Annotated in this window: 9 protein-coding genes; 7 read left to right on the top strand and 2 right to left on the bottom strand. The window is 71.6% G+C overall.

Features of this window, described 5'->3' with window-relative positions; translation table 11 throughout:
* Positions 1 to 3 precede the first annotated feature (3 nt).
* A complete protein-coding gene (locus QIY60_RS02555) occupies positions 4 to 468 on the top strand; it encodes a hypothetical protein (RefSeq protein ID WP_283140918.1) in 465 nt (154 codons plus the stop codon).
* 252 nt (positions 469 to 720) lie between these two features.
* Here QIY60_RS02555 and glgX read toward each other — a convergent pair whose 3' ends face one another.
* Positions 721 to 2,841, bottom strand: coding sequence for a glycogen debranching protein GlgX (gene glgX, locus QIY60_RS02550; RefSeq protein ID WP_283140917.1), 2,121 nt, complete (start codon positions 2,839 to 2,841; stop codon positions 721 to 723).
* Positions 2,842 to 3,218: 377 nt separating this feature from the next.
* On the opposite strand from glgX, the gene QIY60_RS02545 reads away from it, so the two are divergent.
* Together QIY60_RS02545 and QIY60_RS02540 are read left to right on the top strand one after the other, a co-directional pair.
* Complete coding sequence (locus tag QIY60_RS02545; RefSeq protein WP_283140916.1) at positions 3,219 to 4,454, top strand: SAV2148 family HEPN domain-containing protein; 1,236 nt, start codon at positions 3,219 to 3,221, stop codon at positions 4,452 to 4,454.
* An 88-nt stretch (positions 4,455 to 4,542) separates the two neighbouring features.
* Positions 4,543 to 5,265 carry a 3'-5' exonuclease gene (locus QIY60_RS02540; RefSeq protein WP_283140915.1) on the top strand — a complete coding sequence of 241 codons (723 nt, stop codon included), beginning with the start codon at positions 4,543 to 4,545 and terminating at the stop codon, positions 5,263 to 5,265.
* A gap of 31 nt (positions 5,266 to 5,296) precedes the next feature.
* On the opposite strand, the gene QIY60_RS02535 is transcribed toward QIY60_RS02540, so the two are convergent.
* Positions 5,297 to 6,142 carry an aminoglycoside phosphotransferase family protein gene (locus QIY60_RS02535; protein WP_283145797.1) on the bottom strand — a complete coding sequence of 282 codons (846 nt, stop codon included), beginning with the start codon at positions 6,140 to 6,142 and terminating at the stop codon, positions 5,297 to 5,299.
* Positions 6,143 to 6,436: 294 nt separating this feature from the next.
* Between QIY60_RS02535 and QIY60_RS02530 the strand changes: the two genes are divergently transcribed.
* The 4 genes from QIY60_RS02530 (at position 6,437) to mgt (ending at position 10,792) form a co-directional block, all read left to right on the top strand.
* Entirely contained in the window at positions 6,437 to 7,366 is a 930-nt protein-coding gene (locus QIY60_RS02530) for a sugar ABC transporter permease (protein ID WP_283140914.1), read from the top strand.
* Positions 7,363 to 8,238 carry a carbohydrate ABC transporter permease gene (locus QIY60_RS02525; protein ID WP_283140913.1) on the top strand — a complete coding sequence of 292 codons (876 nt, stop codon included), beginning with the start codon at positions 7,363 to 7,365 and terminating at the stop codon, positions 8,236 to 8,238. The genes QIY60_RS02530 and QIY60_RS02525 overlap by 4 nt, the downstream gene beginning before the upstream one ends.
* On the top strand, positions 8,238 to 9,527 hold the full coding sequence (locus tag QIY60_RS02520) for an extracellular solute-binding protein (RefSeq protein ID WP_283140912.1): 1,290 nt from the start codon (positions 8,238 to 8,240) through the stop codon (positions 9,525 to 9,527). The genes QIY60_RS02525 and QIY60_RS02520 overlap by 1 nt, the downstream gene beginning before the upstream one ends.
* 65 nt (positions 9,528 to 9,592) lie before the next feature.
* On the top strand, positions 9,593 to 10,792 hold the full coding sequence (mgt, locus tag QIY60_RS02515; RefSeq protein ID WP_283140911.1) for a macrolide-inactivating glycosyltransferase: 1,200 nt from the start codon (positions 9,593 to 9,595) through the stop codon (positions 10,790 to 10,792).
* Positions 10,793 to 11,032: the final 240 nt, after the last annotated feature.

Genomic DNA, 11,032 nt, shown 5'->3' with positions numbered 1-11,032 from the left:
CTGATGTCCGGAGCCCTGCACACGTATCGCAAGGTCATCGCTCTCACCGGGCCGCTGCTCCCCGTCGTCTCGTTCCTCGGGCGGCTGCCGACGGCCATGTGCCAGCTGGGCAGCGTGCTGCTGGTCGCCGAGACGAGCGGCAGCCTGGCCATCGCCGGGCTCGCGGGCGGCGCGCTCGCCCTCGGACAGACCGCCGGCGGCCCGCTCCTGGGCCGCGCCGCCGACCGGCACGGCCAGCGGGGCGTGGTGCTCGCCGCGGCGCTCGTCGACGCGGCCGCCGTCACCGCCCTCGTCCTGGCCGCGCTTGCCCACGCGGCGACCGGCTGGCTGGCGCTCCTAGGGGCGCTCGCCGGGGCGAGCGTGCCGCAGGTCGGCCCGCTGGCCCGGAGCCGGACCGTGTCCCTGGCGCGGCGCGCGGGGGCCGACGAGCGGACCGTGGCGGCGGCGCTCTCCTTCTCTGCGGGCTGACCGAACGGCTCGTCCCCGCCGCCCGGTTGGCCGAGTCCATGGCGTTCCTGACCAGTGGGATCGTCGGCGGTCAGGCGCTCGCCCTCGCGCTGTCGGGGCGGCTGGCCCAGGACCACGGGCCGGTGGCGGCCTTCGCGGTCATGGTGGTCGCGGCGGCCCTGTGCGCGGCCCTCTCGTGGTCCGTACGGGGCCTGGAAGGTCCTGGGCGCTCCGAGGGGTCCGCAGGCCCGCAGAGGGCCGCCGCGCGCCCGCTCAGGCCGGGCGCCGCAGCACCGACAGACTCCGCCCCACGAGGGTGACCCGCTCGCCCGCCGTCACCTTGGCGCCCTCGCCCGGCGGCACCCCCTCGCGGCGGCCCGTGTCGACCACCACCTGCCACTGCCTGCCGTGGTTGACCGGGACCAGGAAGTCGATGGTCTCCGCGCTCGCGTTGAACATCAGCAGGAACGAGTCGTCCGCGATGCGCTCGCCGCGCGGGCCCGGCTCCGAGATCGCCTTGCCGTTGAGGAAGACCGTCAGCGCCTTGGCGCTCGCCGCCTGCCAGTCCTGCTGGGTCATCTCTTCACCCTCAGGGGTGAACCAGGCGATGTCCGACAGCTCGTCGTGGGTGCCCTCCACCGGCCGGCCGTGAAAGAAGCGGCGGCGCCGGAACACCGGGTGGTCGCGCCTGAGCCACACCATCGTCCGAGTGAAGGCGAGCAGCGTCCCCTCCGGGTCGCTGCCCGGGTCGGGCCACTTCACCCAGCTCAGCTCGCTGTCCTGGCAGTAGGCGTTGTTGTTGCCGTGCTGGGTGCGGGCGAACTCGTCGCCGTGGCTGAGCATCGGCACGCCCTGCGACAGCATCAGGGTGGCGATGAAGTTGCGCATCTGGCGCTCGCGCAGCTCGACCACACCCGCGTCCTCGGTGTCGCCCTCGACGCCGCAGTTCCAGGACCGGTTGTGGCTCTCGCCGTCCCGGTTGCCCTCCTTGTTGGCCTCGTTGTGCTTCTGGTTGTACGAGACGAGGTCGTGCAGGGTGAACCCGTCGTGGCAGGTGTGGAAGTTGATGGAGGCCAGCGGCCGCCGCCCGTCGTCCTGGTAGAGGTCGGACGAGCCGGTGAGCCGCCCGGCGAACTCGGCGAGCGTGCGCGGCTCGCCCCGCCACAGGTCCCGCACGGTGTCGCGGTACTTGCCGTTCCACTCGGTCCACATCGGGGGGAAGTTGCCCACCTGATAGCCGCCCTCGCCGACGTCCCACGGTTCCGCGATCAGCTTCACCTGGCTCACCACCGGGTCCTGCTGCACCAGGTCGAAGAACGACGACAGCCGGTCCACCTCGTGGAACTGCCGGGCCAGCGTCGCCGCGAGGTCGAAGCGGAAGCCGTCCACGTGCATCTCGGTCACCCAGTACCGCAGCGAGTCCATGATCAGCTGGAGGACGTGCGGCGAGCGCATCAGGAGCGAGTTCCCGGTGCCGGTGGTGTCCTCGTAGTAGCGCGGATCGTCGGCGAGCCGGTAGTACTGCGCGTTGTCCAGGCCGCGGAAGGAGAGCGTGGGACCCAGGTGGTTGCCCTCGGCCGTGTGGTTGTAGACCACGTCCAGGATGACCTCGATCCCGGCCCCGTGCAGCGCCCGTACCGCCTGCTTGAACTCCAGGACCTGCTGCCCCCGGTCGCCCCAGGAGGCGTAGGTGTTGTGCGGGGCGAAGAATCCGATCGTGTTGTAACCCCAGTAGTTGGACATCCCCTCGTCCGCGAGCCGGTGGTCGTTGACGAACTGGTGCACCGGCATCAACTCCAGGGCGGTGACCCCAAGTTCCGTCAGATGGCCGATGACCGCCGGGTGCGCCAGGGCCGCGTAGGTGCCGCGCATCTCCGGGGGCAGCTCCGGGTGGAGCATCGTCAGGCCCTTCACATGGGCCTCGTAGAGCACCGTGCGGTGGTACTCGGTGCGCGGCGGCCGGTCGTCGCCCCAGTCGAAGTACGGGTTGACCACCACGGATGTCATGGTGTGCGGGGCCGAGTCCATGTCGTTGCGGGCGTCGGGGCGGTCGAAGTAGTAGCCGTACACCGCCTCGCCCCAGTCGATGCTTCCGCTGATGGCGCGCGCGTAGGGGTCGAGGAGCAGCTTCGCCGAGTTGCAGCGGTGGCCCTTCTGCGGCTCGTACGGGCCGTGCACGCGAAAGCCGTAGCGCTGCCCCGGCATCACCCCGGGCAGATAGGCGTGGCGCACGAACGCGTCGCTCTCGCGCAGTTCCACGGCCGTCTCCGACCCGTCGTCGTGCAGGAGGCACAACTCGATCCGGCGGGCGGCCTCCGAGAAGACCGCGAAATTGGTCCCGGCGCCGTCGTACGTGGCGCCGAGTGGGTACGCCTGTCCCGGCCACACCTGCATGGGCAAGACTCTTCCACTTCTGATCCGGGTACTGAGGGGCACTTGACGCAGATCCTCCCGGAAAAGAAGTCCGTCCCCTAGGACGCCGGAGTGCTCCGGAGGGTGATCCCCACAGCGGTTACCCCCGTGGGGATGCCGGTACCCGGGGCGATCCGGACGGCCTGCGCCGGACGGATCAGGCCAGCGTCCGGGGCCGGCCGGGGTCCCGGCCCAGGTGGAACCGCTATGAATCAGCTCACTCCCCCCGAACGCGCCGCACGGAACGGATCACGTCAACAGGGGAGTTGAGAAACAGCCTTTCCATCCGGCTGCACCGCCTCCTGCTCGCGGAGTACTCTTCCTTGATCGTTGGAGGGGGACCGGAAGGCGGTGCGCGGGTGAGCTCGGGAGGGCTGGAGCTGCCCCCTGGTGACACGGGTCACGAGGGGGAGTCCGGCGACATCCCGCCCGGCGCGGTCTCCGTGGCGCGTCCGGTGGAGATCGGGGCGGAACTGGACTGGGGCGCGGACGCCTGGAGCGAGGTGCGCACGCGCGCACAGCGGGCCGGCCGGGCGTACATCTGGCTGAACCTGGTGGAGCAGCGGCTGCGGGCCGTGGTGGCGGCCGTGCTGCGCCCCATCTACGAGCCGGTCCACGGCGACGACTGGGTGGTCGCCGCGGCGGGCCCGGCCGGGCAGGAGTGGGTGCAGCGGGCCGTCGCGGTACGGGAGGTCTCGCGCCGCAAGGGGTATCTGCTCGACCCCGCCGACGACAACGTCCTGAGCTTCCTCACCCTGCCGCAGCTGCGCGAGCTGATGGTGCAGCACTGGCCCTGCTTCGAGCCGTACGTGGACGACCGGCGCGACGTCGAACTCGCCCTGGACGAGCTGGAGGTCGCGCGGAACGTGGTCTCGCGCAACCGCGCGCTCAACGAGGCGGTCCTGGCCCAGGCCGAGCGTGCCTCGGCCCGGCTGCTCGACGTGCTGGGCGGCGGCGCGGGCGCGCCCGCCGCGCACCGGCTGCCCATCGACGCCGTCGAGGACCTGGTGGGCGACCGGTACGCGGACGTGGTCTCGGTCCACTCCGACAGGGTGCGGCTGCAGCGCCAGCTCCCCGCCGAGGACCTGTTCAGCCACGCCCGCCGGCTCGACGCGATAGGCATCGGCCTCAATCTGCTGGTCCAGAACTACTCGGGGCGCCGGCTCGTGCGGCTCGCCGAGTCGGGCTGCCGGGTCCGGCTGCTCTTCCTCAACCCGGCGAGCAGCGCGGTCAAGCGGCGCGAGCGCGAACTGGGGCTGAAGAAGGGCGAACTGAGCCGTTCGGTCGAGATGAACATCCTCCACATGCGGCGGGTGCGGGCCCGGCTGCGCGACCCCGGGGCCTTCGAGATCCAGGTGTTCGACGAGACCCCGCGCTTCACCGCGTACCTGGTCGACGGGGACGGCACCGACGGTCTCGCGGTCGTCCAGTCGTATCTGCGCCGGGCGCGGGGGATGGAGGCGCCGGTGCTGGTGCTGCGCGGGGGAGCGCGGCGGGACGTCGTGCGCCCCGACCAGGACACCGAACACGGGCTTTTCGAGACATACCGTGAGGAATTCGAGTCGGTGTGGGCCGACTCGCGGCCCGTTTCCTGACCGGCCGTCGGGCGGTCCGGGTCCCGTTGTCAGTGGGGCGTGCGAGGCTGGTCGTCACTGGGGGAGAGCACCAAAAGGGAGGGCCAAGATGGGGTGGCACCGCGAACCGCTGGTCGGATTCGATCTGGAGACGACCGGTACGGACCCGCTGGAGGCACGGATCGTGACGGCCGCGGTCGTCGGCGTCCGGGGCGGCGAGGCGGTCCGGCAGCGGAACTGGCTGGCGGACCCGGGCGTCCGGATTCCGGCACAGGCCTCGGCGATCCACGGCATCAGCAACGAGCGGGCGGCGTCGGAGGGCCGCCCGGTGCGCGAGGTCGCCGACGAGATAGCGGAGACGATCACGGGCTACTGGGCGCAGGGCGTGCCGGTCGTGGCCTACAACGCGGCCTTCGACCTGACGCTCCTGGCGGCCGAACTGCACCGCCACGGACTGCCGTCGCTCACCGACCGGCTGGGAGGCGCGGCCCCGGGCCCGGTCGTCGACCCGTACACGATCGACCGTGCGGTCGACCGCTACCGCAAGGGCAAGCGGACGCTGGAGGCGGTGTGCGTGGAGTACGGAGTGGTGCTCGACGGCGCCCATGAGGCGGGCGCGGACGCGCTGGCGGCGGTCCGGGTGGCCGTGGCGATAGCCGACCGCCATCCGCAGGTCGCCCGGCTGCTTCCGGCGGAGCTGCACGAGCAGCAGATCGAGTGGTACGCCGCGTGGGCGGCCGACTTCCAGCGCTTCCTGCGCCGGAAGGGCACACCGGACGCGATAGTCGACCCGGCCTGGCCGGTACGGGAACTGGTCCCGGCCCAGGGCTGACGGCACGCGGCGCGGGGCGAGGCACGGGGGTTCAGAACGGGTACCAGCGGACCTCGGGATCCCCGTCCCGCAAGGAGGCGACCCGGCGGCGGAACTCGTCGAGCGCCTTGGGGTTGGCCGGTGCGTGCTGGGCGACCCAGGCGCAGCTGGCCGTCTCCCGGGCGCCGCGCAGCACCGCACACCCGTCCCACTCCCGCACGTCCCACCCGTACGCCTCGGTGAACGCGGCGTACTGCTCGTCCGGCAGCCCGTACCGGTCCCGGGAGAGAGTCATGACCACCAGGTCGTGCTCCCGGAAGTCGGCGGAGAAGGTCTCCAGGTCGACCAGGACCGGGCCGCCGGGGCCGACATGGACGTTGCGCGGCAGCGCGTCGCCGTGGATCGGGCCCGGCGGGAGGTGGGGGGTGAGGGCGGCGGCCGCGTCGGCGAAGCCGTCCCGGCGGGCGCGGAGGTAGGCCGCGTCGGCGGGGTCGATCGCGTCCCCGGCCAGCCGCAGCCAGCGCTCCACTCCGCCGAGCAGTTCGCGGCGGGGCAGGGCGAACGGCGGGGCGGGCAGGGCGTGGACGACACGCAGCAGCTCGGCGAGGTCGTGCGGGCCCGCGGGGCGGACGGCGGCGGGCAGCCGGTGCCAGAGCGTCACCGGGTGGCCGTCGACCAGCCGGGGCGAGGGCTCGGCGGCCCGCACCGCGGGGACGCCGCACTCCGCGAGCCAGCCCGCGATGGCGACCTCGCGCTCGGCGCGCTCCAGGAGTTCGGGGTGACGGGTGGCGTCGCGGCCGACCTTGACCACCAGGTCGCCGGACGCGAAGACGGCGTTCTCGCCGAGGGCGAGCAGCTCGGCGGGGGCTCCGGCGAGGGCTTCCGCATGGCCGGTCACGGGACCGTCCGCGCCCGCCGTGCCCGCCGCACCCGGGGTGCCCGTCTGTGCCGAGCCCGTCTGCGCCGTGCCTGCCTCCGGCGTGTCCGTCCGCGCCGCGCCGAGTCCCGCCGCGGCCAGTACCTCGCGCGCCCGTGCCTCGTCCACTGTTCACTCCCGGTGATCGTTCCGTACCGGGCAAGTCTCGCATTCACGCAGGTCGTCCTGGAGAGGAGGCAGGTCGTCTTGACGAACCGACGGACCGTCAGCACGATGACGGGGGTCATTCGGCAATCCCGGCAAAGGGGTCAAACAATGACATTGGCCACCGCAACGGCGCGGTCGGGGAGGCGTTCCGGCAGGCGCTCCGGCAAACCCCCGGACCACGGGGCCTGGTTCCTGGTCCTGCCCGCGCTGATCCCGATCCTCGTCCTGAGCGTGGGACCACTGCTCTACGGCATCGCCCTGGCCTTCACCGATTCCCAGGCGGGCCGCACCGCGCCCACCCAGTGGACCGGGTTGGTCAACTTCAGGGACCTGCTGCACGACACCCTGTTCTGGGAGTCGTTCAGGATCGGTCTGCTCTGGGCGGTCGGGGTCACCGTGCCCCAGTTCCTGCTGGCCCTCGGACTCGCCCTGCTGCTCGACCAGAACCTCCGCTTCCGGTGGCTGGCGCGGGCACTCGCGATCATCCCCTGGGCGATGCCGGAGGTCGTCGTCGGCATCATGTGGCGGCTCGTCTACAACCCGGACGCGGGAATCCTCAACGAGACGATCGGCGACCTCGGGCTCGGTGACGGACGGGACTGGCTGACCGGACTCGGCACCGCGCTGCCCGCCGTGATCGTCGTCGGCGTCTGGGCGGGTCTGCCGCAGACGACGGTGGCCCTGCTCGCCGGGCTCCAGAACACCCCGCACGAACTGCACGAGGCCGCCGCGATCGACGGCGCCGGCGCCTGGCGCCGCTTCCGCACGGTGACCTGGCCCGCGCTCAGGCCCGTGGCGCTGGCGATCACCGCGCTCAACTTCATCTGGAACTTCAACTCGTTCGCCCTGGTCTATGTGCTGACCAACGGCGGACCCGGCGGCAGGACGAGGCTGCCCATGCTCTTCGCCTACGAAGAGGCCTTCCGGTACGGGCAGTTCGGGTACGCGGCGGCGATGGGCTGTGTGATGGTCGCGGTGATCTCGGTGTTCCTCGCGTTCCACCTGGTGGCGCGGCTCGGCGGGGGTGAGGACGCATGAAGTTCCGTACCGGTCCAACGAGTTCGGCGGGTCCGGTGGGTTCGACCGGATCATGGGGGCGCGCCGGGCAGTATCTGGCGCTCCTCGGCTATCTCGTCTTCCTGGCGTTCCCGTTCCTGTGGCTCATCTCCACGGCCTTCAAGCCCGCGCGCGAACTGGGCTCGCTGCACCCGACGTGGATCCCCAGGCACCCCACCCTCGACAATTTCCGGCAGGCCTTCGACGAGCAGCCGCTGCTGCGCGCGGGGCTCAACAGCCTGGTCGCGGCGGTCTCGGCCGCGCTGATCGCCGTGGTGGTGGCGACCCCGATGGCGTATGTGATGGCGCGCAGACGGGGCAGGCTGGCGACGGCGGTGACCGGCTGGGTGGTGGTCAGCCAGGCCTTCCCCTTCGTCCTGTTGATCATTCCGCTCTTCCTGGTCCTGAAGAACCTCCACCTCATCAACTCCGTCGCGGGGCTGGTCATGGTGTACGTGGTGTGGTCGCTGCCTTTCGCGTTGTGGATGCTCGTCGGGTATGTCAGGGCTGTACCCCTGGAGTTGGAGGAGGCGGCGGCCGTGGACGGGGCGGGGCGGCTGCGCACGCTCGTCTCGGTCACCGCGCCGCTGCTCGCCCCCGGCATCGTGGCCACCGGGCTCTTCGCCTTCATCACCGCGTGGAACGAATTCTTCTTCGCGCTCGTTCTCCTCAAAACACCGGAAAAGCAGACCCTGCCGGTCGTCCTCACCCACTTCCTCGGCGCGGAGGGGGCAGCCGACCTCGGTCCGCTCGCGGCGGCCGCCTTCCTCGCCACCCTGCCGTCGCTGGCCGTCTTCGCCGTCATCCAGCGGCGGATCACCAGCGGGATGCTCGCCGGGGCGGTGAAGAGCTGATGCGCGCACGCCTGTTGATCCTGGCCGGGGCCGTGCTCGCCCTGCTGCTCGCCACCCTCACCGGCTGCTCCGACAGCGGCTCGGGCGGCGGCAAAGTCCGGCTCCGCTTCCAGTCGCTGGCCTGGCAGAAGGAGTCGGTGGCGGCCACCAAGGAGCTGGTGAAGGAGTGGAACGCGGCACACCCCGAGATCCAGGTCCAGTACGTACAGGGCAGTTGGGACACCGTCCACGACCAGCTGCTCACCGCGTTCGAGGGCGGCGAGGCGCCGGACGTCATCCATGACGCGTCCGACGACCTCGCGGACTTCGCCTACGGCGGCTACCTGGCCGATCTGCGCACTCTGCTGCCCTCCGCACTCAAGGAGGACATCCCCGCGCGGAGCTGGGAGACGGCGACGTTCGGGAAGGGGGTGTACGGAGTGCCGTTCCTTCAGGAGCCGAGGGTCCTGATCGCCAACACGAAGATCCTCACGTCCTCGGGGGTGCGGACCCCCACTCCCGAACGGCCGTGGACCTGGGAGGAGTTCCGGCAGGTGGCGAAGCAGCTGAGCGGCAAAGGCCGGTACGGGATCGCCTGGCCGCTCAAGGAGCCCGTGTCGATCACGCTGAACCTGGGGCTCTCCACCGGCGGGCAGGTGTTCCACCGGGAGGCGGACGGCAAGGTGCGGGTGGCGTTCGGGGAGGGTGACGCGGCCGTCCCCTCGGTCGTCCACGACCAGGTCAACGTGGACGGGAGCGCCGCACGGACGACGCTCGGCATGGGCGGGTCCGACACCCTGCCGGGCTTCTTCGGCGGCAGGTACGCGATGGCCGCGCTGGGCTTCTCGTACCGTCAGCAGATCGTCCAGCAGGCGCCCAAGGGGTTCGAGTGGACCGTGCTCCCCGCCCCGGCCGGGAGCGAAGGGCTCGCGCAGGGGGTCAGCCCGCAGACCCTCTCGGTGGCCGAGGACAGCCCGCACAAGAAGGAGGCGGCCGAGTTCATCGGCTTCCTGCTCCAGCCGCGCAACATGGTCCGGCTCGCGCAGGGCGACTGGATGCTGCCGACGGGGACCGCCGCGCTGAAGGACCCGGCCCTGCACACCGAGCGATACGGCTGGGCGACCGGCGCCGCGCTCGCGGGGGCACTGCGCTCGGCACCCGCACAGTCGGTGCGGGGGTACCCGGAATGGAAGGACAAGGTGGCGACCCCCGCGCTCCAGGAGTACTACAGCGGGGCGATCGACCTCGGGCAACTGCGAAAACGCCTGGTCAAGGACGGGAATCTGGTGCTGGCCCGCTATCAGCGCTGAGTTCACGGCCCGGTCCGGGCGTAAATGGATTGCACGAGACGTCTCGTCTCGCTTACGGTGAAGTCATGACCGCATCGAAGCGTGCCCACATCGCCATGTTCTCCATCGCCGCCCACGGGCACGTGAACCCGAGCCTGGAGGTCATCCGGGAGCTCGTCGCCCGTGGCCACCGGGTGAGTTACGCGATCCCGGAGTCCTTCGCCGCCAAGGTCGCCGTGACCGGGGCCGAGCCGGTGATCTACCGGTCGACGCTGCCCACCGAGGAACATCCGGAGGAATGGGGGACCGAACTGATCGACAACATCGAGCCGTTCCTGAACGATGCCATCCAGGCGCTGCCGCAGCTCGCGGACGCCTTCGAGGGTGACCGGCCCGACCTGGTCCTCAGCGACATCACCTCGTACCCGGCCCCGGTGCTCGCCCACCGCTGGGGCGTGCCCTACCTCCAGCTCTCACCGAACCTGGTGGCGTGGGAGGGGTACGAGGAGGAGGTGGCGGACCCGATGTACGCGGAGCTGCGCGCCTCGGAGCGGGGCAAGGCGTACTACGCCCGGTACCGGGCGTGGCTCGACGAGCACGGGATGCACCACACCGACCCCGACCGGCTCGTCGGCCGTCCCGTCCGCTCGCTCGTGCTGATCCCCAGGGCGCTCCAGCCCCACGCCGACCGGGTCGACGAGTCCGTCTACACCTTCGTCGGCACCTGCCAGGGCGACCGCGCCGAACAGGGGGAGTGGCAGCGGCCCGAGGGCGCCGAGAAGGTGCTGCTGGTCTCGCTCGGCTCGACCTTCACCAAGCAGCCCGGGTTCTACCGCGAGTGTGTGAAGGCCTTCGGGGATCTGCCCGGGTGGCATGTGGTGCTCCAGATAGGCAAGTTCGTGGACGTGTCGGAGCTCGGGGAGGTCCCCGCCAATGTGGAGGTGCACCACTGGGTTCCCCAGCTGGCGGTCCTGCGCCAGGCCGACGCCTTCATCACCCATGCGGGCGCGGGCGGCAGCCAGGAGGGCCTGGCCACCGCGACGCCGATGGTCGCGGTGCCGCAGGCCGTCGACCAGTTCGGCAACGCGGACGTGCTCCAGTCGCTCGGGGTCGCCCGCCACGTACCGATGGAGGAGGCCACCGCAGACACCCTGCGGGAAGCGGTTCTGGCGCTGGTCGACGACCCCGAGGTGGCCGAGCGCGCCGAGGCCGTCCGCAGCGCCGTGGCCCGCGAGGGCGGCACCCGGCAGGCGGCGGACCTGATCGAGGCGGCCCTGGCGGGCTGAGACCCGGCGCGCCACCTGCCGGGCCTCACCTGCCGGGCCTCACCCGTCGGTCCACGTCCGGACCCGCCCCGTCCGCAAGGGACGGGACTCGCGTCCTGCAACCTCGCCTCGCTGAACCTCATGAAGGAGCCGCCCCGCCCGCAAGGGACCCGCCCCAACCCGCCAAGGCCCCCAACAGGCAGGGGCCCGAGGAGCATTGCTCCCCGGGCCCCCTGCCCGTACCACCTCACGCGGCTCGCG

The sequence above is a fragment of the Streptomyces sp. BPTC-684 genome (assembly GCF_030028635.1).
Taxonomy (GTDB): Bacteria; Actinomycetota; Actinomycetes; order Streptomycetales; family Streptomycetaceae; genus Streptomyces; species Streptomyces noboritoensis.
This window is presented reverse-complemented; position numbering and strand designations above follow the sequence as displayed.

Bases quoted from the DNA above. Each gene is read 5' to 3' on its own strand.
- QIY60_RS02555 (WP_283140918.1), top strand. From the start codon at position 4: ATGTCCGGAGCCCTGCACACGTATCGCAAGGTCATCGCTCTCACCGGG.
- glgX (WP_283140917.1), bottom strand. From the start codon at position 2,841: ATGCAGGTGTGGCCGGGACAGGCGTACCCACTCGGCGCCACGTACGAC.
- QIY60_RS02540 (WP_283140915.1), top strand. From the start codon at position 4,543: ATGGGGTGGCACCGCGAACCGCTGGTCGGATTCGATCTGGAGACGACC.
- QIY60_RS02530 (WP_283140914.1), top strand. From the start codon at position 6,437: ATGACATTGGCCACCGCAACGGCGCGGTCGGGGAGGCGTTCCGGCAGG.
- QIY60_RS02525 (WP_283140913.1), top strand. From the start codon at position 7,363: ATGAAGTTCCGTACCGGTCCAACGAGTTCGGCGGGTCCGGTGGGTTCG.
- QIY60_RS02520 (WP_283140912.1), top strand. From the start codon at position 8,238: ATGCGCGCACGCCTGTTGATCCTGGCCGGGGCCGTGCTCGCCCTGCTG.
- mgt (WP_283140911.1), top strand. From the start codon at position 9,593: ATGACCGCATCGAAGCGTGCCCACATCGCCATGTTCTCCATCGCCGCC.